General features: G+C 28.5%; 23 protein-coding genes and 1 pseudogene. 5 read left to right on the top strand and 19 right to left on the bottom strand.

Features of this window, described 5'->3' with window-relative positions; translation table 11 throughout:
- Positions 1 to 23 precede the first annotated feature (23 nt).
- A complete protein-coding gene (locus tag RWY47_RS03010) occupies positions 24 to 200 on the bottom strand; it encodes a (2Fe-2S)-binding protein (RefSeq protein WP_224171087.1) in 177 nt (58 codons plus the stop codon).
- A gap of 176 nt (positions 201 to 376) precedes the next feature.
- On the opposite strand from RWY47_RS03010, the gene RWY47_RS03005 reads away from it, so the two are divergent.
- Positions 377 to 991 carry a DUF4397 domain-containing protein gene (locus RWY47_RS03005; protein WP_224171088.1) on the top strand — a complete coding sequence of 205 codons (615 nt, stop codon included), beginning with the start codon at positions 377 to 379 and terminating at the stop codon, positions 989 to 991.
- Between the two features lie 14 nt (positions 992 to 1,005).
- Here the strand turns inward: RWY47_RS03005 and RWY47_RS03000 are convergent, their stop codons facing one another.
- Positions 1,006 to 1,506: a hypothetical protein gene (locus RWY47_RS03000; protein WP_168931797.1), complete on the bottom strand. Its 501-nt coding sequence runs from the start codon at positions 1,504 to 1,506 to the stop codon at positions 1,006 to 1,008.
- A gap of 118 nt (positions 1,507 to 1,624) precedes the next feature.
- Here RWY47_RS03000 and RWY47_RS02995 point away from each other — a divergent pair, with 118 nt between their 5' ends.
- A complete protein-coding gene (locus RWY47_RS02995; RefSeq protein WP_168931799.1) occupies positions 1,625 to 2,437 on the top strand; it encodes a carbon-nitrogen hydrolase family protein in 813 nt (270 codons plus the stop codon).
- Positions 2,438 to 2,463: 26 nt separating this feature from the next.
- On the opposite strand, the gene RWY47_RS02990 is transcribed toward RWY47_RS02995, so the two are convergent.
- From RWY47_RS02990 to RWY47_RS02980, 3 genes are read right to left on the bottom strand one after another with little or no spacing between them, the layout of a single operon-like run.
- The gene (locus tag RWY47_RS02990; protein WP_150842526.1) at positions 2,464 to 2,904 is read right to left on the bottom strand and encodes a DUF134 domain-containing protein; all 441 of its coding nucleotides are present in this window, start codon (positions 2,902 to 2,904) and stop codon (positions 2,464 to 2,466) included.
- Positions 2,874 to 3,347, bottom strand: coding sequence for a Fur family transcriptional regulator (locus tag RWY47_RS02985; RefSeq protein WP_168931802.1), 474 nt, complete (start codon positions 3,345 to 3,347; stop codon positions 2,874 to 2,876). Before RWY47_RS02985 ends, RWY47_RS02990 begins: the two co-directional genes overlap by 31 nt.
- A 24-nt stretch (positions 3,348 to 3,371) precedes the next feature.
- Positions 3,372 to 3,551 carry a hypothetical protein gene (locus RWY47_RS02980; protein ID WP_168931805.1) on the bottom strand — a complete coding sequence of 60 codons (180 nt, stop codon included), beginning with the start codon at positions 3,549 to 3,551 and terminating at the stop codon, positions 3,372 to 3,374.
- Between the two features lie 183 nt (positions 3,552 to 3,734).
- Between RWY47_RS02980 and RWY47_RS02975 the strand changes: the two genes are divergently transcribed.
- Positions 3,735 to 4,358, top strand: a complete 624-nt coding sequence (locus RWY47_RS02975; RefSeq protein ID WP_035113728.1) for a TrkA C-terminal domain-containing protein — start codon at positions 3,735 to 3,737, stop codon at positions 4,356 to 4,358.
- A 61-nt stretch (positions 4,359 to 4,419) separates the two neighbouring features.
- On the opposite strand, the gene RWY47_RS02970 is transcribed toward RWY47_RS02975, so the two are convergent.
- The 10 genes from RWY47_RS02970 to RWY47_RS02925 all read right to left on the bottom strand — a co-directional run bounded on the left by RWY47_RS02970 (position 4,420) and on the right by RWY47_RS02925 (position 18,496).
- Entirely contained in the window at positions 4,420 to 5,961 is a 1,542-nt protein-coding gene (locus tag RWY47_RS02970; protein WP_207677533.1) for a BCCT family transporter, read from the bottom strand.
- A 166-nt stretch (positions 5,962 to 6,127) separates the two neighbouring features.
- Complete coding sequence (locus RWY47_RS02965; RefSeq protein WP_224171089.1) at positions 6,128 to 6,913, bottom strand: PIG-L family deacetylase; 786 nt, start codon at positions 6,911 to 6,913, stop codon at positions 6,128 to 6,130.
- Positions 6,914 to 7,073: 160 nt separating this feature from the next.
- On the bottom strand, positions 7,074 to 7,856 hold the full coding sequence (locus RWY47_RS02960) for a PIG-L family deacetylase (protein ID WP_021429133.1): 783 nt from the start codon (positions 7,854 to 7,856) through the stop codon (positions 7,074 to 7,076).
- Between the two features lie 141 nt (positions 7,857 to 7,997).
- Positions 7,998 to 8,768: an EFR1 family ferrodoxin gene (locus tag RWY47_RS02955; protein WP_224171090.1), complete on the bottom strand. Its 771-nt coding sequence runs from the start codon at positions 8,766 to 8,768 to the stop codon at positions 7,998 to 8,000.
- 104 nt (positions 8,769 to 8,872) lie between these two features.
- Positions 8,873 to 10,216 carry a M20 family metallopeptidase gene (locus tag RWY47_RS02950; protein WP_224171091.1) on the bottom strand — a complete coding sequence of 448 codons (1,344 nt, stop codon included), beginning with the start codon at positions 10,214 to 10,216 and terminating at the stop codon, positions 8,873 to 8,875.
- A gap of 327 nt (positions 10,217 to 10,543) precedes the next feature.
- Positions 10,544 to 11,383 carry a DUF6518 family protein gene (locus RWY47_RS02945; RefSeq protein ID WP_055304871.1) on the bottom strand — a complete coding sequence of 280 codons (840 nt, stop codon included), beginning with the start codon at positions 11,381 to 11,383 and terminating at the stop codon, positions 10,544 to 10,546.
- A 117-nt stretch (positions 11,384 to 11,500) separates the two neighbouring features.
- Positions 11,501 to 12,547: an IS1595 family transposase gene (locus tag RWY47_RS02940; protein WP_055304869.1), complete on the bottom strand. Its 1,047-nt coding sequence runs from the start codon at positions 12,545 to 12,547 to the stop codon at positions 11,501 to 11,503.
- Between the two features lie 171 nt (positions 12,548 to 12,718).
- Positions 12,719 to 15,337, bottom strand: coding sequence for a cation-translocating P-type ATPase (locus RWY47_RS02935; protein ID WP_025161390.1), 2,619 nt, complete (start codon positions 15,335 to 15,337; stop codon positions 12,719 to 12,721).
- Positions 15,338 to 15,690: 353 nt separating this feature from the next.
- A complete protein-coding gene (locus RWY47_RS02930) occupies positions 15,691 to 15,837 on the bottom strand; it encodes a hypothetical protein (RefSeq protein ID WP_021429219.1) in 147 nt (48 codons plus the stop codon).
- Between the two features lie 40 nt (positions 15,838 to 15,877).
- A complete protein-coding gene (locus tag RWY47_RS02925) occupies positions 15,878 to 18,496 on the bottom strand; it encodes a cation-translocating P-type ATPase (RefSeq protein ID WP_207744970.1) in 2,619 nt (872 codons plus the stop codon).
- 360 nt (positions 18,497 to 18,856) lie between these two features.
- Between RWY47_RS02925 and RWY47_RS02920 the strand changes: the two genes are divergently transcribed.
- Complete coding sequence (locus RWY47_RS02920; RefSeq protein WP_224170331.1) at positions 18,857 to 19,405, top strand: hypothetical protein; 549 nt, start codon at positions 18,857 to 18,859, stop codon at positions 19,403 to 19,405.
- A 3-nt stretch (positions 19,406 to 19,408) separates the two neighbouring features.
- Here the strand turns inward: RWY47_RS02920 and RWY47_RS02915 are convergent, their stop codons facing one another.
- The 4 genes from RWY47_RS02915 to RWY47_RS02900 all read right to left on the bottom strand — a co-directional run bounded on the left by RWY47_RS02915 (position 19,409) and on the right by RWY47_RS02900 (position 24,808).
- On the bottom strand, positions 19,409 to 19,903 hold the full coding sequence (locus tag RWY47_RS02915; protein ID WP_150842518.1) for a hypothetical protein: 495 nt from the start codon (positions 19,901 to 19,903) through the stop codon (positions 19,409 to 19,411).
- Positions 19,904 to 20,095: 192 nt separating this feature from the next.
- Positions 20,096 to 21,991, bottom strand: a complete 1,896-nt coding sequence (locus RWY47_RS02910; protein ID WP_150842517.1) for a PTS fructose transporter subunit IIABC — start codon at positions 21,989 to 21,991, stop codon at positions 20,096 to 20,098.
- Between the two features lie 5 nt (positions 21,992 to 21,996).
- Positions 21,997 to 22,914, bottom strand: coding sequence for a 1-phosphofructokinase (gene pfkB / locus RWY47_RS02905; RefSeq protein ID WP_224170332.1), 918 nt, complete (start codon positions 22,912 to 22,914; stop codon positions 21,997 to 21,999).
- A gap of 118 nt (positions 22,915 to 23,032) precedes the next feature.
- Complete coding sequence (locus RWY47_RS02900; RefSeq protein ID WP_224170333.1) at positions 23,033 to 24,808, bottom strand: BglG family transcription antiterminator; 1,776 nt, start codon at positions 24,806 to 24,808, stop codon at positions 23,033 to 23,035.
- 182 nt (positions 24,809 to 24,990) lie between these two features.
- Between RWY47_RS02900 and RWY47_RS02895 the strand changes: the two are divergent.
- Positions 24,991 to 25,286: pseudogene (locus tag RWY47_RS02895) on the top strand (hypothetical protein); the annotation flags it as partial.

The following is a 25,286-nucleotide window of genomic DNA, read 5'->3' as shown; positions in this document are numbered from 1 at the left end:
AAACGATATCTCAATTTCATTTTTTATTTATTTTCTTCTATTAATTTTTCAATAGTAGCCTTACATCTTCCACCATGGCAAAATCCAGTTGTAGCTCCGGTTGCATCCTTCACTGCTTCAACAGTATTAGCCCCATTTTTCATTGCATCTACTATAGTTTCTTTTGTTATTCCTTTGCATAAGCATACTTTTTCTGACATTTTAAATCCTCCTAATACATTTTATATTAATTTCTTATATTATTATTATACCCATATAATAATAATACTAACTACTATTTTTAATTTTATAATATTTTTTGTGATAAGAACAAATATATAAACTTTTTCATACTCTATATAAGTGAGGTAAATTTTATAAAGGGGGAATTATATAAATGGATTGTTTTAAAACTCAAGAAGGAACTTCTATTGTAAGAGTTCTTCATGCATCACCTAATGCACCAGAAGTTGATGTTTATATAGATGGGCAATTAGTAGTTGAGGACTTGTCTTTTACTAATTTTTCTGATTACTCTTATTTAGAAGAAGGAATGCATACAATACAAGTAACACCTACAAATGATTCATCAACTGTTGTTATAAATAAAATGGTGGATGTTCCTGATGATAGAATTTTTACTATAGCAGCCGTTGGAAATTTAGAAAATATAGAACTACTATTAATAGAAGATGATATAAATGAAGTGCCTTCAACTAAGGAGGCCACTCTTAGGGTTGTTCATCTATCTCCTGATGCACCTAGTGTTAATATTCTTGCTAATAACACTACTCTATTTGAGGATCTTAATTTTAAAGAGAACACTGACTATATTAAAGTACCTGCTGGTATGTATGACATAAAGGTAGCTTTATCTGAAAATGGAGATACTGCACTTTCAAGTAAAGTAAACCTTAAAGCTAACAGAATATATACTATATTTGCAATAGGTAATCCTCCAAATTTAGGATTAATACAATCAGTGGATGTAAATACTTATCTGTGTAGATAAAATAAAAAGGACAGTTAACTGTCCTTTTTATTATTTATTATTACATTAATTAAATTAAATATACTCATTCCTATAGTTTCATCTTGCGTCAAACTCCACTTTATATACTTTTTCAATTTCTCCCAAGTCAGATATTTATTTAAATTTTCACTATGTATTTTTTTAATTTCATATATTGCTTTGACTGCCTCAAATTTTTCTTCATTATTTAAACTACTATTGCTTTCTATATTTTCCTGTACACTACTTATTAACTTATCTACATTTATATACTTATCTATATATTTATTTAATATTTCATCTCTTTTATGTTCAAGATTTCTCATTAAAACCTCAAGATCTTTTTTTGTAAAATTCCATACCCTACCATTTGATAGTTCTATATCATCAATACTATCTTTATATTTATCTGTAAGTTCTTCTATAGCTATAACAATTTCTAAGTAATTATTATCGCTTAGTGTTTCTTCACACCTTTTTATATCTGAATTTATATTAACTAAAAAATCATTCAATAGTTTTATTCTCCTTCCTAACTTAAATATAATTAATATTATATCATTAAGATGCCATATCATATAAAATTATATTAAGATAATATTATAGAATATATGAAAGGATGTTTAAACACATATGAGTAAATGTAAAATAGCCATCGTACAAATGAGTGTACATGAAAATAAATCTACAAATCTTAAAAATCTAAAATCTATATTAAATGAAATTTCAAAAGATATTGTTGATATGGTTATACTTCCTGAAATGTTTTGTTGCCCTTATGAAACACATAAGTTTCCTTTATATGCAGAGTATGAAAATGGAGATACTTTTACATATTTATCTAATTTAGCAAAAGAAAATAATATATATTTAGTTGCTGGATCTATGCCGGAGTTAGATAAGAAAAATAATATTTATAATACGTCTTACGTGTTTAATAGAGAGGGTGTAAGGATAGCTAAGCATAGAAAAATTCATTTATTTGATATGCAACTAGGTGATAAATTTGTGCATGAATCTAAAACTATAACCCCCGGTAATAATGTAACTGTTTTTAATACTGAGTTTGGTAAATTTGGACTTTGCATTTGTTATGATTTAAGATTTCCTGAAATATTTAGAACAATGGTCAATGAAGGTGCTAAAGCAATTATAACACCAGCTGCTTTTAATATGAAGACAGGGCCTTGTCATTGGGAATTATTGTTTAAAGCTAGATCTGTTGATAACCAAGTTTATACAATAGGATGCGCTCCTGCTAGAAATTATGATGATGCATACATTTCATTTGGAAACTCTATGGTTGTTTCTCCTTGGGGTGATATTGTGAATAAGTTAGATGAAAAAGAAGGCTTCTTTATTTGTGATATAGATTTTGATTATGTTGATAAAGTCAGAAATGAGCTTCCTGTTCTTAATCACCGCCGACTAGATTTATATAAATAGAACTATCTCAATATATAGAGATAGTTTTATTTATTCTTATCACACCACTTTTTACAAATTCCAGCTTTTTTGCTACATATAACCTCATCAGATCCGCAAGATGGACACTTATGTTTATCTTGTTCATAATTTATTTCATATAATTCTCCGCAATTAAAGCACTTAAACTTACAAAAGCTTGCTCTATAGTTACCACCATCAATTTTTATAGCTTTTCCATCAGTTAATGCTATAGCAACTTTTTTTCTAGCACTATCTATTATATTTTGAAAAGTTTGCCTAGATACTTGCATTCTTTTAGCACACTCTTCTTGATTTAAATCTTCTATATCTTTAAGTCTCATAGCCTCTAGTTCTTCTAGCTTTAAAGTTATTTCATCTACTTTGCACCCTTTCTTATCTAATGGTGTAAAATATGTATCTTCGGGAAAAAATTCTACCCGTCTAAATTTTGTTGGTCTTGCCATTTAATATCCTCCTTGCATTTATCACATATACCTGTAAACATAATATCAGAATCATATATTTGGAAATTTTCTTCAAATTCAACTTTTCTTATTATAGCAATATAATCAATATTTATATCTTTATTGTTTATATCAATTATACTATCACATTTAGAACACTTAAAGTGTATATGAAATGGGTTTTTGCTAAAAATCTTCATTTCATAATAAGTTGTATTGTCTATATCTATCTTTTTTATTATGTTTAATTCTATAAATAAATTCAAGGATCTATAAATAGTAGCAAATCCTATATTTTTTTGTTTTAACTTGTCATATATGTCTTTTGCACTTAAGTGATGTCTACTACTTATCATAACTTCTAATATTAATACCTTTTGGGGTGTTACTTTATGTCCACTTTTGCTTATTAACCTTTTTAAATATTCTAAATTACAATCCATAATTAATCCCTTTTATTTTACTCATTACAGTATACTTCGTGTACATACAAACCCTGTTGATTTTAAACTTACATTTATATATTTTTCTATAGCATCTATAAAATTTTCTTGAGCTCCAACTACTACTTCACAAGTATAAAATACTTCACAATGACCAAAATGTCCACTCACTGCCTTACCTTCACATGCAACTGATAATTTCATAAATTTTACTCCTTTTCATTTTTGGCATTTGCTAATTAAATCTTAACACCTCTTTTTATTATTGTCAAATGCCAACAATAAAAAATTATTATTTTATATATATAAAATGTCTATAGACATCCATTTACATGAGGTATACAATATTTAAGTGTTAGAATATATTTATATAATTTTGGAGGAATCATGGAAAAATCGTATACTATGCCTATATATCAAAAAATTGCTATAGATATAGCAAATAATATATGTAATGGTTATATAGCTGAAGGGACTACTCTTCATGGAAGGTCTGCACTTGCTGGAAAATACAATGTATCTCCTGAAACAATTAGAAGATCTGTAAAAATACTTGAAGATTTAAAAGTTGTTGAAAGTATAAAAGGTAAAGGAATTATTGTCCTATCTCGCAGTAAAGCTGAATCTTTTTTAAAAAAATATCAAAATATAACAAATGTTTCTTCATATAAATCACAATTGTCAGAACTTCTTAGTTCAAGAAGTCAATTAGAATCTCAAATTCTAGAAACTATGAATAAAATAGTAGACTACTCTAGTAGACTATCTACAATAAATCCGCTTGTTCCTTTTGAGTTTCTAATAAAATCTAATTGTAAATTAATAGGTCAAACACCAGGCCAAACTAACTTTTGGCAAAATACTGGTGGAACTATTGTTGCGATTAAAAGAGGTGAAGAACTTATAATATCTCCTGGACCTTATATTGAATTTTTAGAAAATGATATACTTATGGTTATTGGAGATACTCACGTCAATACATCTGTACCTATGTTTCTTTATGAAAAGTAATTACAAAAAAGGAGTATCTTAAGCTGATTATATAATCATTTTAAGATACTCCTTTTTATATTTAATAGGCTTCTTTTTTTATTTTAACTACAGGCTTATTATATTCCTTTTTACTTACAAATTCTTTTTTTACTTCATTTTCTACTTTAAATTCTGTTTTTAACGCTTTTGTTATCGATACTATACTCACTATCATTATTATAGCAAACGGGAATGCAGAAACTATAGACACAGTTTGTAATGTTTCTAATCCTCCAGACATTAATAATGCTAAAGCTAATAGAGCTTGTATTATACCCCAAGTAATTTTCTTTTTATTACTTGGATTTAAATCTCCATTAGATGTAAACATTCCAAGTACATAAGTAGCTGAATCTGCTGATGATATAAAGAATGTACATAATAGTACCATAGCTACTAATGATAGTATATTTCCAAATTGATAATTTGAAAACACTTTAAAAAGTGCCGTTTCAGTTACCATAGTTGCATCTTTTGCAAAGTCTAACCCTAAATTAGTACCTAATGTCCCAAATACAGAAAACCAAACTATACATGCTAATGCTGGTACCAAAGTTACTCCAATTATAAATTCTCTTATAGTTCTTCCTTTAGATATTCTTGCTATAAATATTCCTACAAAAGGTATCCAAGCTATCCACATCGCCCAATAAAATACTCTCCACTGAGCAATCCATTCACCACTAGGATCCATATATAAACTTTGAGATATAAATTGTTCTACATATAATCCCATTCCATTTGAAAAGTTTGAAATCATGTTTGTAGTAGGTCCAATAATAGCTGCTCCGAATAATAATAAAGCCGCTAAAGCTAAGTTTATGTTTGATAATAATTTTATACCTTTATCTAATCCACTAGTAGAACTTTTAATATATAAAACTGTTGCTATTGCTATTATAACTATTTGTAAATATATAGTATTTTTTATTCCAAACATATATTCAAGTCCACCTGCAATTTGCATTGTTCCCATACCTAAAGATGTAGCTATCCCTGTTACTGTTGTAAATACAGCTAAAATATCTATAGTTTTTCCTATAGGCCCCTTTACCCCTTCTTCTCCTAAGATAGGTAAAAATACACTACTTATTAACCCCGGTGCATCTTTTCTAAATTGAAAATATGCTAATGATAATCCCATTATTGCATAAGCCGCCCATGGAGTTACTCCCCAGTGTATAAACGATTGTTGCATTGCAAAGTTTGTAGCAGCTAAGCTTCCTGATTCTACACCTATTGGATTTACAAAATGCTTCATAGGTTCTACTGCTCCGAAAAATACTAATCCTATTCCCATTCCTGCTCCAAATAGCATAGAAAACCAAGATAAGTTACTAAATTCCGGTCTATCCGTATCTTTTCCTAATCTTATATTTCCATATTTACTAAAAATTAAAAAACCTGCAAATATAACTAATGCTAACATAACAATTAGATATACCCAGTTAAAATTATTTACCACTATATTAAATCCTTTATTAGATATATTCTTAAACATTGTAGGCGATACAAGGCCTAATATTACAACTACACTGGTCAGTAATAAAGATATATTAAATACAATATTATTTTTTTTCATACTCAACCTCCGATATATTTTTATGTCAAAAGTAACAACTTGAATTCCCAGACAAGTTTTTTCTTGAAACAACTTAATTTTAACACAAAGTTGTTTCTTTTGCAAATTTGTATAAATCAAAAGATGCATATAAGTAAATTTTTAAATTTACTTATATGCATCTTTTCTAGTAAATGCTTAGCACCGATTTATATTGAGGATCATTATATAAATGATCAAAGTACGTGTGAGCTGATATATATCCGATTCCATAAAGCTTTTCTTTTTCATTTCTTATTCTATATGAATTAAGTGCACCTTTTATTTTAGCTTTATCTTCTATAGTTTCTGATAAGTACACGTCTCTTTGGCTTTGGGGAATATATTTAACATACGAAGGTTTAAGGAAGTATCTAGCATCTTTTACTTTTCCTTCATCACTAAGTTTCTTTAAAACTTCTCCGTTTTTTCTGTGCATTGGATGATTGTCATATTTATAGTGTTGAGCTATATGAGTAACGCTGCCAAATTTATTTTCAAAATCTAATATCGTATTTTCCATAAGATCGAAGTGTGGCTTCTCTTCTTTTGTTTTATCAGCTAAAATTATTATATTGCTACTTTTTACTCCTAAACTTTTTAAAGCACATTTAAATTCATTATTTCTTAAACAACACTTTTCTCTTCTATTTATACCTTTAAATTCTGGCATTTGATCAAATGCATTAACTCCTGACCCATCTGAAACTAATACAATATATACATTGTCTTCTCCACAAGTATTTATAGCTTTACGTATTGCACTTCCTCCCCAAAGCACTTCATCATCTTGATGTTGAGGATAAAAAACTACATGACTACCAAGTTTCTTATGTTCAAGTTTTTCACTTTTAAACCCTTGAAACTTAACTCCAAGCCCAATTATAAAAATAATTAATATTAGAACACCTATTCTAATATTTGTTTTTTTCATATTATCCACCACCTAGTGTCGTTGTTAAAAAATTTATGATTTACTACTAAGTGTACTTATTTTTTCACTCTTATTTATAAATATTCATTTCTTATTTAATTGCCACATTAAACTAATAAAAAAAACTATCTAAAATTAAATAATTTTAGATAGTTTTTTATTAGTATCTACTTAATACTGATGTATATTGAGGATCATTGTATAAATGATCAAAATATTTATGAGTTGACATATATCCAATTCCATAAAGTTGTTCTTTTTCATTTTTTGTTTTGTATGCATCTAAAGCACCTTTTACTTTTGCTTTATCTTCTTCATTATTTGCTGTGTATATATCCCTTTGATCTTCTGGTATATCTTTTACATATGCTGGTTTTACAAAATATCTAGCATCTTTTACTTTTCCTTCATCACTAAGTCTTTTTAAAACCACTCCATTTTTTCTATGCATTGGATGATTATCATACTGATAATGCTGTGAAACTTGAGTAACACTACCAAACTTATTTTCAAAATCTAATATAGTTTTTTCCATTAAATCATAGTGAGTTCCTGTTTTTTCTGTTTCATCTGCTAAAATTCTTATATTACTATTTTTAACTCCTAAGCTATTTAATGCTGCCTTAAATTCATTATTTCTTAAAATTTCTTTTTCTTTTCTACTTATCCCTTTAAATTGCTCAAGTTGATTAAATACATTTACACCTGAACCATCTGAAACTAATACAACATATACATTATCTGCTCCACACTCTCTTATAGCTTCTATAATTGCACTTGATCCCCATAGAGTTTCATCATCTTGATGCTGAGGATAAAAAACTACATGATCCTTAAAATTCTTATGCATTGGATCTTCAGCTTCTCCATATACAAACTTAGCACCTAATCCTATTATTAAAATAATCATCATACAAATAACTATTTTTATCTTCTTGTTCATTTTTGCACCACCTAATATCTTTTATAAGGGTTTTATACCCTTTAGATATTTATAGTACACATTTTTACAATATTTTTCTACATTTTTGTCGTTTTTGTTCCATTTCTGTAATATTTTGCAATTTTCCTTTCATTTTCCTTTTTATATATAATCTTCAATTTTATATGGTATAAAAGGCTCATTTTTAAATAAAATAGCATTTGTCGGACATCTGTGAATACATTTTTCACATCCTATACACTTGTTATAAAATTCTATATTTTTTTCATTCATAGATATATTATTAGTAGGACACTCTTTTTCGCATATCTTACAATTTATGCATTTACTTGTATCTACAGAAAAATTTCTTTTTGCATATTTTTTAGCGTAAACTAAAAAACTATCATAAACTAATTTTGTTCCAACAGTTATTTTTTTATAATTTATATCACTTCTTTTATCATTTATGAAATCTTTAACAATAGCTTTTACCTTGTTTGGTGCTAAATCTAAAACTTTTTTTATCTCCTCATCTGTATCTCTTTTGAAAAATTTATGATAATAGTTATTAGGCATTTGTATAGATGTATTTATAACTACATCCAACCCTTTTTTATTTAATAGTTTTGCTAAATAAACTCTACCTTCACTATGTTTATCTCCTGCTAGTGTGTGATATACTATACATTTTTTAGGCTCATTAGGTATATTTTTATTTATCCAATCAGTAAGTATTCTTGGTAACATCTCTGCATGTATAGGACCTCCAAACACATAGAAATCATATTCTTTTTTTAATCCACTTTCTTTTTCTATATTTATGACATCCAAGTTTATATTTAGTTTTTCAAATTCTTGTTTGAAAATCTTAGCTATGTATTTAGAGTTTCCTGTTCCTGAAAAAAACACAACTGCTCCATTTTTTAACATCTAATCATCCCCTTCCTTTTAACTATTATTAATTATTTTTTATTTTTATTACAAACAAGGAACCTTTCACTTCTAGAAAGGTCCCTTATTTATTATACATCAAATTATCTAGTTAGTTCATATAATGTAAGCGCATAAATTTCAGTAGCTTTTATTATATCTTTTATTTCAACATATTCATTTGGTTGGTGTTCTGTCTTTTTGCCCCAAGGGAATATTGCTCCAAATGCAACACAGTTATCTATAGCTCTTGCGTAAGTAGCTCCTCCAGATGCCATAGGTGTTGAATCACAATTTGTTTCTTGTTCGTATACTTTTCTCAAGGTTTTTATTAAAAAATGGTCACTAGGTATGTATATTGATTTAAGCCAATCATATTCAATATAATCTAATCCATAATTATTCGCTTTTTCTCTTAATGAACTTACAAATTCATCTTTTTCAACTGTAACAGGTATTCTAACATCTAAGTAAATTTTTTCACCATATTCATTTAAATCAATTTTTCCTAAATTAAGAGTTAACTTACCTGATACATCTTCACAATTTGGCAATATACAATTTGCATGTGCATCTTCTTTTATTACTTCAGATATAAAATCTATAGCTGGAGTGTTTATTCCGATATTTTTAAGACCTATACACAACCTAGATATAGAATTTATACCTTCATTACATTTTTGCGAATGTACACTTTTTCCTACAACTGTTATAGCATTTTCTTCTTTCTTATATTCAAATCCTAATTTTTTTAATTCACTTTCTAATTCAACTAAATTTATACTGTTATATGTAGCTTTACTTGGAACTGCATTAAAAGCATCTCCTGCTTTTAAGTTTACTTTTGATGCTTTATTTGATGATAATATACATTGTAATAATCCTTTTTCAGCATTTATACAAGGAAATGCACTATCTGGCGTAAATCCAAAACTAGGTATCTCTTCTTTATTTTCATTGTACTTAGCCATGTCTCTCCATAAAGTTTCTTCATCTGTTCCAAAAATAAATCTAACTCTTTTATTTAATTTAAAGCCTGAATCTATTATTGCCTTTGTTGCATATATAGCCGCAATAGTAGGTCCTTTATCATCTTGAGTTCCTCTTCCATAAAGCTTACCATCTATTATAGTTCCCTTAAAAGGTTCTACATTCCATGCACTTAAATCTCCAGCTGGAACTACATCTAAATGCCCTAAAATTCCTACTAGTTCTTCTCCTTCTCCTATTTCTGCATAGCCATAATATCCTTCTTTATCTTTATAAGTTTTAAATCCTAATTTATCACACAAATCTAACATATGGTTTAGTACATCATCTATATCTTTTCCAAATGGATACTGTTTACTTTCTTCACCAATTACACTTGGTATTTGTACACTTTCAATAATTGAATTAACCATTTCATCTTTAATATTTTCAACGCTTTTTATAATTTTATCTCTCATATCACATACCCCCTTATTCAAAATCTACTCTCAACTATAATTATATCAATTTATATTTTAATTTCTATAAATAATACATACTATTTATTTTAATATAAAAAAATAGGCTATGTTAGACAATTATGTGATAAATAAATTAATATTATTCCTCATAATTTATGACTTTTTCTAAATTCGAGGGATGGCGATTTTCTCGGTAATATAAGCACTTTTTGAGAATTGTTCCATTTTGAATCCCAAACAGAAATAACCTCAGGGTGTTTTGAGCTTATTTTCAGGCACGAAAAAAGCAGGACCAAAGTCCTACTCTGTTCGGCATATTGGAATTTATTCCATCTTCCATGCTCCGCCTTTGCTCTCGTAATAGTCTTGCAATGCATGGACTACCTCTGGAATAGTTTTTAAGGAATGAATATCTATTTCCTCATAAACTGTTTCATCACCCTCAATTTCTAATATTTTACCGTCATCCCTCATTTTTATGTAAAACACCTCAGTTTCACCGCCTAATTCGCAAGTGATAGTAGATTCCATTGTAATACTCTGAGAAGTCGTTGGGAACAGTATGAAGCCGATTAACGCAACAACGATTAAGACAAACACAAATATCCCTTTCTTATCTACTTTCTTAAATAGCACCACGAACATAATGAGAAGAAATATAATACCCAAAATGCTGTTTGCTAAATTTGTATGCGAATAGTAGAACTTCATGCAGTTGTTAATCGTATCAACTAACATACCCGCAACAGGAAGTGCATACAACACACTACCCCAAACTGTCTTTTTGTTCCAATAGAACAAGACATAAGCTACAAGTCCGCAAAGAACAGCTATACCAATCCAGTGGAATAGATGATTCCATTGGAGAAACTTATCAACTGTTACATTTGGGGTAAAAAAATCAATGATACTTTGTAACAAATAATAACTGATACACATACTCGATAAATATGAGAAGGTATTTATCATTGCATTTTTATTAGAAGAACTAAAGTAAATCACAAACGTTGTTGAGAATATCCAAAATCCAAAAGAGCCTGCAATAGAACTCCAACCCCACAAATCATCATTAGGATAAAAATTCAATAACTCAGTAATCAGACCAATAATTGCACCAAAACATATTACCTGTATATATGATTTTTTCTCATATTTAGATTTCATGCCTTCCTCCCTTTCAAATTTATATAACAATTGCGAACTATCTTATATTACTTGTATTATATAACTTGTTAAATAATATTTCAATCAATAAACCGTCTTATTAAGGGTTTCTTAGCTTTAAGCTAATTCAATATATCTATTCCTAATAGTATTTATAGTTATACAAGTTTCTTTAGTTGCTACATTAACCAACATATCCTTGATTCTATCATTCTTTTTGTTCTTCTTGCTTAATTGTAAGAATTTAAACCAAGCCAAGTAATTAGAAATATATTTAGTAGAAACGCCATTAAAGGGCATTAACCATCTCTTAAAGCTACTATGAAGAGAATTTACATGTTGTAGATGGTAAACACTATCTAGCATAGATTTACCTCTAGGAACTCGTTTTAATTCAACATTTAGGTCTTTATTTATACTAAAATAAGATTTGTGGCTATCAACTACGAAAGTAACATCTTCTCCTATTTTTCCATCAAAAAATCTAACGATATCATTAGTTGTAATTCTACCATTACAAACTGCTCCCATTACTATATTTCCTTTACGGTCAATACCAGTTTCAATGCAAATTTGGTCATTAGAAATACCTCTTTTTTTCTTATCTTTTTTTCCTTTACCTCTTTTTCTAGGTTCTCTAGGCATCTTAAAAGTAGTACTCTTTGAATGATTACCTTTATATGATTCTCGAATAAAAACTTCGTCTACTTCTACAATACCTTCAACCATATCATTTTTTAATGATAGATTAATAACATCTAAAATCCTATGTCTCATATAAAAAGATGTTTTAACTCCAACTCCAATTTCAGTTGCACATTGTCTTATAGAAAGTCCTAATATCATTAATTCGCAGTATTTAAGCCATTTATCTAATCCTAAGTTAGTGCTAGAGAAAGGAGACATAGTAAACTCATCAAAAGAACAACGACATCTTTTACAAATATATCTTTGTCTACCTCTAGTCTTTCCATTTTTATTAACATCCTTACATTGACATTTAGGACATTCATATCCCTTAGAAAATCTACTTTCCTTAATATTATCCTTGATTTCATCAGAGCTAAATAAAGCACTTAAAACTCCTTGTGCTACAGAAATTAAATCTCTAAGTTCTTCTTTATTCAAATTTTTAACTATGGCTTTTATATCTACTTTTTGCATAATATAAGTAATCCTTTCTATATAATATGGTGAAGTATAGTTAATACCTATATTATAACCTATTTTCTGTATATTAATCACACAATTGTATAACATAGCCAAAAAATAAAATGGCCGAATATAGATATTTTAACTTCTATTATTCAGCCTTATTTTTATTTAAAATCATTTTTATTTTCTTTTTAAAAACTCACTTATCTCCATAGAACATGTGGATAAAACTGCAAGACCAAAACAAATTAATAGTATATTAAAGTTAAAGCTATAAGGAATATTGAATATTTCTCTCATAAAAGGAAGCTGCGTTGACATAAACATTGTCAAACAAATACAAACTGCACCTAACACATATTTATTGCTAGTAAATCCTAATTCAAGTATTGATTGAGTATTAGATCTAGAAGCAAATGTCTGCATTATTCTAGAAAGTGTAAGTGTTGAAAATGCCATTGCAACACCTAATTCATGAGAATATCTAAGCCCTATTAATTGAGCCATTATTGTAACTGCCCCAATAATATATCCTCTAGTTAAAACAAATCCAATTGTATCTTTAGTTAATATCTTTTCATCTTTATCTCTTGGCGGATTATCCATAACACCTTTTTCAGGCTCTTCAAGTCCTAGTGCTATCGCTGGCAATGAATCTGTTACAAGGTTTATAAATAGTAACTGAATTGTAGTAAATGGATTTGGTAATCCTGCAATTACAGCAAATAATATAGCTATTATTCCTCCTAAATTTCCTGAGAATAAATACGCTATAGATTTTTTAATATTTGTATAAACAGTTCTCCCTACTTCTATTGCATTTACTATAGTTGCAAAGTTATCGTCTACTAAAATCATATCTGATGCATCTTTTGCTACTTCTGTTCCACTTCCCATTCCTATACCTATGTCCGCTTGTTTTAAAGCTGGAGCATCATTTACTCCATCTCCTGTCATTGCACAAACTTTTCCTTTTCTTTGCCATGCTTTTACTATTCTTATTTTATTTTCTGGTGAAACCCTTGCAAACACTGATATTTTTTCTAAATCCTTATCTAACTCTTCATCAGTTAATGCATCTAATTCATGCCCTGTTAATGCCATATCTCCACTTGTAAACAGCCCTATATCTTTAGCAATAGCTTTTGCTGTTGTCTTATGATCCCCTGTTATCATAACAGTTTTTATACCAGATTTTTTAGCATTTTTAACAGCTGGATAAACTTCTTTTCTTGGTGGATCTATCATTGCTGTAAGTCCTATTAAAGTTAGATTTTCTTCATCATTTGGTGTTGGAATAAAACCTTCATCTTTAACACTTTTGCTAGCAAAAGCTAAAACTCTTAATGCTTTATTAGAAAATTCTTCATTCATACGCTTGTATCTATTTAAAATTTTATCATTTACTTTAACTACTTCATCTCCTACTAATGCATATTTACATCTACTAAATATTACATCCGGAGCTCCTTTTGTAAACATAACTACATCTTCATCTAACTTATGTACCGTAGACATTCTCTTTCTTTCACTATCAAACGGTAATTCACTTATCCTAATATTTTCATTTCTTATTTGTTTATAATCAAAACCTTTTTTATTTGCATAATTTATAAGAGCAATTTCTGTTGGATCACCTATTTCAACACCTTCACTAGTTATATCTGAATCATTACATAAACTTGAGCACATTATTATAAGCTCATCTTGTTTTGATAATGCTTTTGCTGCTGCAACCTCTAAGCTAGTATTGTATGCTAATGCTCTTTCTGGATTGTATACATATGTATCTACAACTGTCATCTTGTTTTGAGTTAAAGTTCCTGTTTTATCTGTACATATTACACTTGTTGATCCTAGTGTTTCAACTGCTGGTAGTTTTCTGACTATTGATTGTTTTTTAGCCATAACGTTTGTCCCAACTGCAAGAACAATCGTTACTATAGATGATAATGCTTCAGGTATTGCAGCAACTGCTATAGCAACTGCAAACATGAATGAATCAATTAGTTTAGCTCCCCTTAATATATCTATTAAAAATATAAAAGCTGCTAATATTACTATACCTACACCAAGTTTTTTACTAAACTCGTCTAATTTTATTTGAAGTGGTGTTTGCTTACTTTCTGCATTTTCAAGTAGATCTGCTATTTTTCCCATTTCAGTATTCATAGAAGTTTGTGTTACTACATACTCCCCTCTTCCATAAACGACCATAGAGCCACTAAAAACCATATTTTTTTGATCCCCTAATGCTACATCCTTTAATATTGGTTTGTTGTGTTTTAAAACTGGTTCTGCTTCTCCTGTAAGCATTCCTTCTACAACTTTAAGCGTTTGAGATTCTATAATTCTTCCATCAGCAGGAACATAATCTCCAGCTTCTAAAATTATTATGTCTCCTGGCACTATATCTTTTGAATTAACTGTAACTTTTTTATTATCTCTTATGACTTTTGCATTTGGAACTGATAGTTTTTTTAAACTTTGAAGTGAACTTTCTGCTTTTTTAGTTTGTACTACAGATAATATTGAATTTAAGATTAGTACTGCAAATATAATTAAAGATTCCATACCTTCACCTAAAAATATTTGCACAAGTGCTGCTATTAATAAAATAATAACCAATGGATCTTTAAATGTTTCTAGGAATAACATCCAAATAGGCACCTTGGATTTTTCTTTTAATTCATTTGGCCCATACTTTTTTAGCAATTCACTTGCTTTAGATGAGCTTAATCCTTTTAAGCTAGAATTTACCTGGCTTAAAGTCTCCTCTACACTTTTTTTATAAAACATATACTTCCTCCACCTACATTAATTTAAATAAAATTATTAGCTAAATTTGCTAAAATATAAAAAAACCCCAAGCAAAATTTTATGTTCTTTAAAATTCACTTAGGGGTCTATAATCTCTTTTTAATATATATTTATATAAACATTATATACGTTTAATTTATTTTTGCAATACGTTGTTTCAAAAATTCTCTTCGATCATGTCGCCAACGACTTCGTCCGTTGCTCAAAAACTTTTTCACGCTAAAACACAGTGTATTGATATAACTAAGTTTCATAGATTATTCATAATTTTTTATTAGATATAATTTGTTTAAGCGTAAAAAAGAGTATCGAAATTTTCGATACTCTTTTTATTAAACTTCTAATTGTAATTTTATTATTTGTTCTAAACAAATATAAAATTTAATTATACTCATCATATGGTTTATTATATACTTTATAAAAATGGTTGGAGAAGTTAATATAAGAGTCGTTATTGTCATTACTATAAACTCATACATATATATACCTCCAAATTTTTTATTTATAAAGTATATGAATTTATTTTCTTTTTATAACTTTACTAACTTCCATTGCTAAAGTTGCAAGTACTGAAAGACCAAAACAAGTCATTAAAGTTGTGAAGTTAAAGCTACTTGGCATTGTAAATATTTCTCTCATAAATGGTAGTAATGTTAAAGAGAACATTATTAAACAAACTCCAACTGCACCTAATACATATTTATTACTTTTAATTCCAAGTTCAAATATTGTTTCTGTATTTGATCTTGATGCAAATGTCTGCATTATTCTTGATAATGTAAGAGTTGCAAATGCCATTGATACTCCTAATTCAGGTGAATGTTTCATTCCTATAAATTGTGCAGCTATTGTGACAGCACCTATTATAATCCCTCTAGTTGCAACAAATCCTAAAGAACCTTTTGATAAGATACTTTCATTTGGATCTCTAGGAGCATCCTTCATAACTCCTTTTTCTGGTTTTTCAAGACCTAGTGCTATTGCTGGTAATGAATCTGTTACTAAGTTTATAAATAATAATTGTATTGTAGTAAATGGATTTGGTAAGTTTGCAAATACTGCAAATAATATAGCTATTATTCCCGCTAAGTTTCCTGAGAATAAATACATTATAGATTTTTTAATATTTGTATAAACTGTTCTACCAACTTCTACAGCATTTACTATTGTTGCAAAGTTATCGTCTACTAAAACCATATCCGATGCATCTTTTGCAACTTCTGTTCCACTTCCCATTCCTATACCTATGTCTGCTTGTTTTAAAGCTGGAGCATCATTTACTCCATCTCCTGTCATTGCACAAACTCTTCCTTTTCTTTGCCATGCTTTTACTATTCTTATTTTATTTTCTGGTGAAACTCTTGCATATACTGATATATGATCTAAATCTCTATCTAACTCTTCATCAGTTAATGCATCTAATTCACTACCTGTTAAAGCCATATCTCCATCTTCAAATATTCCGATATCTACAGCTATTGCTTTTGCAGTTGTTTTGTGATCTCCTGTTATCATGACAGTTTTTATACCAGATTTTCTAGCATTTTCTACTGCTTCATAAACTTCTTCTCTAGGAGGATCTATCATTGCAGTAAGTCCGATTAAAGTTAAGTTGTTTTCATCTTCAATTGTTGGTACAAAACTTTCATTTTCTACTCTCTTTGTTGCAAATGCTAAAACTCTTAATGCTTTATTAGAAAACTCTTCGTTCATTTTCTTGTATTCATCAATTATCTCATCACTAGCCTTTACAACTTCGTCTCCTACTAATGCATACTTACATCTATTAAAGATTACATCCGGAGCCCCTTTTGTAAACATAACTACTTCTCCATCAACCTTATTAACAGTAGTCATAAGTTTTCTATCACTATCAAATGGTAATTCACTTAATCTAGTATTTATTTCTCTTATTTCTTTATAATCAAATCCACTTTTGTTAGTGTAATTCATAAGTGCTATTTCTGTAGGATCCCCTATTTCAGCGCCTTCATTAGTTTTATCTGAATCATTACAAAGTGCTGAGCTTAATATAAGGAAACTCTTTTGTTTAGTTAATTCTTTTGTTGCTGCTGTTTCAAAACACTCATCATTTACTAGTGCTTTTTCTGGGTTGTAAGTAAAGTCATCTACAACTGTCATCTTATTTTGAGTTAATGTTCCTGTTTTATCTGTACATATAACACTTGTTGATCCTAATGTTTCAACTGCTGGTAATTTTCTAACTATAGCTTGTTTCTTTGCCATATTATTAGTTCCAACTGCTAAGACTATAGTTACTATAGAAGATAACGCCTCTGGTATAGCTGCAACTGCTATAGCTATTGCAAACATAAACGAATCTACTACTGCCCCACCTCTAAATACTTCTATTCCAAATATTAAAGCTGCTAATATTACTATACCTACACCTAATTTTTTACTAAACTCATCTAGTTTTATCTGAAGTGGTGTTTGCTTGTTTTCTGCATTTTCTAGTAAATCTGCAATTTTACCCATTTCTGTGTCCATAGCAGTTTGAGTTACTAAATATGTCCCTCTACCGTAAACTACCATAGATCCGCTAAAGACCATATTCTTTTGATCTCCTAATGCTACATCTTCGCTTATTACTTCTTCATGCTTTAACACAGGTTCTGCTTCTCCTGTAAGCATTCCCTCTACAACTTTTAAGTTTTGAGATTCTAAAATTCTACCATCTGCTGGTACATAATCACCAGCTTCTAAAATTATTATATCCCCCGGTACTACATTTCTTGATGGAACTGTAACTTTTATACCATCTCTTATAATTTTTGCATTTGGAACTGATAATTTTTTAAGACTTGCTAAAGATCCTTCTGCTTTTTTCGTTTGAACTACAGATAATATAGAGTTTAAAATTAAAACCGCAAATATTATTCCACACTCTACCGCTTCTCCTAAGAACGCTTGAACCAATGCCGCTATTAATAATATGATAACTAGTGGATCCTTAAAAGTTTCTAAAAATAACTTCCATGTAGGAGTTTTTTCTTTTTCTTTTAACTCGTTGTATCCATGCTCTAATAGTATGTCATGTGCTTTGTCTGAACTTAAACCATTTAAACTTGAGTTTAATTGACTTAATATTTCATCGATACTTTTTTTGTAAAACATAATTTGCCTCCACCTAATTTATTTAAATAATAAAGACCTCCAAGCAAACTCTATTTTAAAATCAAAATAAAGTTTACTTGAAGGTCTCGCTAACAAGGTTTATCTTGCTAATCAACCGGGATCTTTAAATCCGAAATTGGCGATTGATTATCGTTTTTTAACGAAAGCTACTCCCCTTCAAGGAGTACTAAATTATTTATATAAATTATTATATACTTTTTTTTTGTTTTTGCAACAGATCTGTAACATGTTTTTATTTTTTAACATTCATTTAACATTTCATGTGTTTTACATATGTAATAAATTTAGATAACGTACACATACTAGTTATAAATATTTTTTATATAGGAAGGTATGCTTATGAATAAAAATAGTTTGAAAATATTTAGATATTTACTTTACGCTATATACATTTTTTCTATAGGTTACTTTTTATTTACTAAAGAGTATGGGAAAAGTTCTATTAGTTTTTTATGTTTAATCATACTATTTATACTTACAAAAGCTTACATGAAAAACTTTTACGTAATAGATACACCATTGTATGTAGCCGGAAATCTATTTGTACTTTTTTCATTTTTAATAGGTTCATGTTATAGAATGTACGATATATTTAAACCTTATGATAGCTTTCTTCATTTTTGGTCAGGTTTTATAAGTTTAAAAATAGGTTGGAATATTTTAAAATACTATAACACCCCAACTTTAATAGACAAAATATTATTTTTCATAGTCATTTTTTTCTTTTCATTAGGAGTGTCTGGACTTTGCGAAATAGTAGAATATTTACTTGACAAGTTCTTTAATATGACAACTCAAGCTGGTGGATTAAAAGACACTATGCAAGATATGATATATGCAATGACCGGAGCATTTTTAATGGTTATTTACTATATTAGGAAGAAGTAGTAATTACTCTTCTTCCTTTTCTATATTAGCTTCTAAAACATTATACTCGCCTAATTTTGTATCATAGTCTACAAACACCATTTTACCATCTTCGTTTACTTTAATATTTATACTTTTAGCTTCTATATCACTTATATCCCCACTTTTTGGACCAAAACATTTTATATCATCACTTGTCTGTCCTGGATTAAGTGTTTTGTTTGATGCTATATAAGTAGTTTCTTTATCTCCTATTTTAAGTTCAACCCTTATACTGGTTATTGTTAAGTTTGAATTATTTTTTACCTTTGTTTTTATATATCTCTGACCGATTGAATCTGGCTGTGATATTTCTAACCCAACAAATTCTATATCGTCAACCTCTATAGGTGATTTTTCTGCATTGTTATTTATATTTACTCTTTTATCTACACTTTGATTGCTATTTGTACATCCTGTTAACATGAATGCACATAGTAAACTACTTATAATTATTCCTATAGATTTTTTCTGTTTCATATTTTTTCCTCCACGTATTAATTCATTGATAATATTATACAAAAACCATGTTGTCGTAATTTGTTACACTTGGTCTTTTTAATATAATTTTATATAAAATTATTTTTTTAAGGCAAACGCAAAATAGACTATGGATAAAATGCTCTCCATAGTCTATTCTTATATTTTTATTAATTATTATTCTAATTTATACTAATTTTCTATAGGTTTTTTTAATAATGCTAGTGCAAACATACCTACTAAAGATCCTGCTATTATAGCTCCTAAGTAAGCTATAGGATGACCTACAACTGGAACTACGAAGATTCCTCCATGAGGTGCTCTAAGTGTTGCATTAAACATCATACTAAGAGCTCCTGCTGTAGCTGATCCTAAAACACAAGCTGGTATAACTTTTAAAGGATCTGCCGCTGCAAATGGTATAGCTCCTTCTGTTATAAATGATAATCCCATTACATAGTTAACTTTTCCTGATTCTTGTTGCTCTTTTGTAAATCTATTTTTAAAGAAAGTTGTAGCAAGAGCTATTGATAATGGTGGTACCATTCCGCCTGCCATAACCGCTGCCATTATCTCATATTGACCTGATTGAAGTGATGCTACCCCAAATACATAAGCTGCCTTGTTTATAGGTCCACCCATGTCTATAGCCATCATTCCGCCTAGTACTAATCCAAGAACTAACTTTGAACTTGTTCCAAGTCCATTTAATAAATTAGTTATCCCAGCATTTAATGCTGCAACTGGAGGTACTATTACAAAAGTCATTATAACTCCCATTAAAAGTGTCCCAAATAGTGGATATAGTAATACAGGTTTTATACCATCTAATGAATCTGGTAATACACTAAATACTTTTTTAAGACCAACAACTAAATATCCTGCTAAAAATCCTGCAAGTAACGCGCCTAAGAATCCTGACCCACCTGCATTTGCAAGTGCTCCACCAACAAAACCTACAACTAATGCCGGTCTATCAGCTATACTATATGCTATATACCCTGCAAGTACAGGTAACATAAATCCAAAGGCAACATCTCCTATAGATTTAAAGAATGCAGCAATTGGTGTATTTGATCCAAAGTTTGCTGGATCTATAGCATACTTATCTAATAAAAATGCTAGTGCAATTAATATACCACCACTTACAACAAACGGTAACATATTAGATACTCCATTCATTAAGTGCTTATATACTTTTCTAAATGCAGTTTCATCCTCTTTTTCTTCTGATGATTCTACATTTCCTCCATGATTATATATAGGAGCATCTCCATTTACAGCTTTAGTTATTAATTCCTCTGCTTTATGAATTCCATTAGCAACTTTAGTTATTATAACTTTTTTGCCATTAAATCTTGCCATATCTACTTTTTTATCAGCTGCAACTATTATAGCATTTGCATTTTCAATTTCTTCTTTAGTTAAAATATTCTTAGCCCCTGATGAGCCGTTAGTTTCCACTTTTATACTAACTCCCATCTTTTCAGCTTGCTTATTTAAGCTTTCAGCTGCCATAAAAGTATGAGCTATACCTGTTGGACATGCTGTAACTGCTAAAACTTGAGGATATTTTGAATTTTTAACTTCTCTTTGTTCTAAAACTTCTTCTTTTTCTTCTTCTGGAAATTTTTCTTTTTCTTTATAATCTATTAAATTTAAAAACTCATCTTCATTTTGTGCATTTATTAACTTTGATCTAAATTCTTCATCCATAAGTATTGTAGATAATCTAGATAATACCTCTAGGTGAGTATTATTTGCACCTTCTGGAGCTGCAATCATAAAGAATAAATGAGACAAACTTCCGTCAAAAGATTCGTAGTCTATACCGTTTTTGCAAACTGCTGCTGCTAAACACGCATGTTTAACTGCTTTAGTTTTAGCATGTGGTATAGCTATTCCTTCTCCAATACCTGTTGTGCTTTGATTTTCACGAGCTATTATGGCATCTTTATACTCTAATCTATCATTTAAATTTCCACTGTTATTTACTAAATCTACTAATTTATCTATTGCATCTTTTTTATTTTTTGCTTTTAAAGCAAGGCTTATAGATCTTTTGTCTATTAAATCGACTATTCTCATAAAATTTATCTCCTTTCAATTTTGATTTCATCTATTAATTTGTATATATATTCTTTATTTGCTAAATCATTCGAAAATGCTGTTGCACCTCCACTAGCTGCTCCTAATTGTAGTGCTTTTTCGTAAGAGTTCGATTCTAAATATCCCGCAATAAATCCTGCTACCATAGAATCTCCTGCTCCTACAGAATTTTTAACTTCTCCATTTGCAACATTGCTTATAAAAATCTCTCCATTTTCACTAATTAAAAGTGCACCATCTTTTCCCATAGATACTAATACATTTTTAGCACCCATTTCTTTTAACTTATTTGCATAAACTATTATGTCATCAATATTTTCTAATTTAACATTAAATAAATCTTCTAATTCATGGTTATTTGGTTTTATTAAAAATGGTTTATGTTTTAAAACATTCATCAATAAATCTTTAGTTGCATCTACTACAATTTTTATATTTTTATTTTCTAATCTCTTCATTATGTTTTCATAAAGAGAAGAATCTAATGTGTTTGGTATGCTTCCTGCCAAAACCAATACATCGTTTTCCTCAAGCTTATCTAGCCTTGTATATAATTCATTTAGAGCCATCTCATTAATTATTGGACCTTGTCCATTTATTTCAGTTTCATTGCTACTTTTTACTTTTACATTTATTCTTGTAAATCCATTTTCTAAATTTATAAAATCTTCTTCTAAACCTTTATGTCTTAAAGTATCTTTTATATATGCTCCTGTAAATCCGCTTACAAATCCTAATGCCTTGTTATTATATCCAAGCTCATTTAATATTAAAGATACATTTATTCCTTTACCACCTGGGTATACATATTCTTCATTTGTTCTATTTACTTCTCCAGTTTTTAAATCATCTAGTTTTACTACATAATCTATAGATGGATTAAGTGTTACTGTGTAAATCATATTATCACCTCGCTAGTGTTATCTTATATACTTATAATAACCTTGAATACATTTTCCTAAAAGACAAAAAATTTCTCTTAATCAAAAGAGAAATTTGTCGAAATAGATATATTTACTTTTATTTAAACATAGATATAAATTTTTCATACTTCTTAGATTCACATATACTTATTACCTTGGCAATAGAATCTATTCTTTTATATATGTTAGAAAATAAATCTTCATAGTTTAATATACTTTCTTTTTGAAGAGACAACATTACAACAAGTCTTACTTGTCCAACATCCCAAGGTATACTTCTTTTTAAAATACCTATAGCTATAGCATTTTTAAAAACCTTACCATGTGCTCCGTGAGGTATAGCTACCATATTTCCGATTTCCGTAGTAGCAATTTTTTCTCTTTCTATATAAGAATTTTTCATTTCTTCATCTATATAATTGTTTTCTAATAGTTTATCTGACATATAACTTATTACATCATACTTATTATCAAAATCTAAATCTATAAAAAATAAGTCTTCGCTAAATATATCTGATAAATTAACATTATAATATATGTTTCCCGTATCTAGGAATTTTTCAATTATAGTTACCTCTTTATCATCTAAAAAAGGTGATATTTTAATCACTGGAATATTTTTAACTTCTACAGGAACTGTAGCTATTATAAAATCTACATCCATAACACCTACATAATGTATTAAATATGATGGAATAACTTTTAAAACTTCAAGTCGTTTTTCAAACTTTGCTTCTAACCTAGCCTTTATAAGCATTGATGTTCCTATACCTGATGCACACACTATTATAGTTTTTAAAACTTTATGATTTTCATTATTTGAGCTTCTTTGAAGTGCTCCTCCTATATGAATAGCAATGTTTGCTACTTCATTTTCATTTATATCTATATTTAAATCTTCTTCTAATGTAGTTTTAGCTATATTAGCTAGTTCAAATGCAAATGGATACTTAAGTTTAATATCATTAGATATAATGCTTTGATTGTTTATATTCAAATCATTTTTTATACAAAAGTTAATTATATGTCTGCATAGATAATCCTTAAAAACATCATCATCACTTAAATCAATAGATGTTGCAAGCTTTAAGTTTTTAATAAACTTATCTATAGAGTTTAGCACCTTATTTTTAGTACTTTCAGTATTTTTATTTTGTACCTTTTCTTTATAAGTAATTATATATTTATCTATATAATCTTTATAATCAATCTTGTTTTCTAAAGATAAATACAAAAGTATGTAATTAAACATGTTATTAAACTCATAATCAGTAAAAATAATATTTTCATTTTCAAGCTTATTTAAAATTTCATTTCGGATTGATATCATATTTAGACTTACAAATTCACTAAAAAAATCTTCAATATGTAAATCTTCATACTTTAAGCTGCTTTCTATTATACATCTAATTAAGTTATTTTTATCTCCATCTATTCCAATACCTAGTTTATGCTTTGATATTACTTTTAAATTATACATTTTAAGAATTTTTTTTACTTCTTTTAAGTCATTTTTTATAGTCGATAGGCTAACATACATTTCATCCGCTAAACTTTCTATTTTTAATGTATCTCCATTATAGAGTAAGATTATTTTCTTAAGTATATAACTAATTCTATCAAAATCATCCTTTATAGATTCATCTTTTATATCCTTTAAACTACCTATATCTCCAACTAAGTTATATCCTACCCCTCTTGCGGATTCTATTTTTACACTATCCATTATAGAGTTTATATTTTTAACTTCTACTTGAATTGTCTTTGTAGAACAACCTATATCTTCCGCTAATGCCTTACTACTTATAGGTTGTTTACTATTTTTTAATATATCAATAATTTTACTTTGCCTTTTATTTAAAGTACTATTCAATATCCTCAACCCTTATCATAATTGTTTATATTACTTCTTAATTTTACTATAACTGGCCTATATCTTTCAAATAAATAAAAATACATTTAAACTTTTGTTATATTTTTGTGGTTTAAAGTTAATAAAAAAAATGTTATACTACATAGAATATTAATTTTCAAAATTTATTTTTAGGGGGACATATGAAAAAATTACTTGACGAAATTTCAAATTCGGTACGGTATATAATTCCTATTGTAGTATTTTTTATAGGAGTTATACTTTACAAAAATTTTGATCACATTATAACATTTACAAAAACTAATATTACAATAATCTCAGGTGTGTTAACTCCTTTTATAATAGGTTTCTTAATTGCTTATATACTTAATAAACCTATGACTTTTTTACAAAATAAGTTTAAGCTAAATAGAGGTATTAGTGTAGCTATAATATACGGAATACTGCTAGCTTGTTTAGTATTCATATGGTTATATGT

This window comes from Paraclostridium sp. MRS3W1 (assembly GCF_032465715.1).
GTDB classification, from domain to species: Bacteria; Bacillota; Clostridia; order Peptostreptococcales; family Peptostreptococcaceae; genus Paraclostridium; species Paraclostridium dentum.
This window is presented reverse-complemented; position numbering and strand designations above follow the sequence as displayed.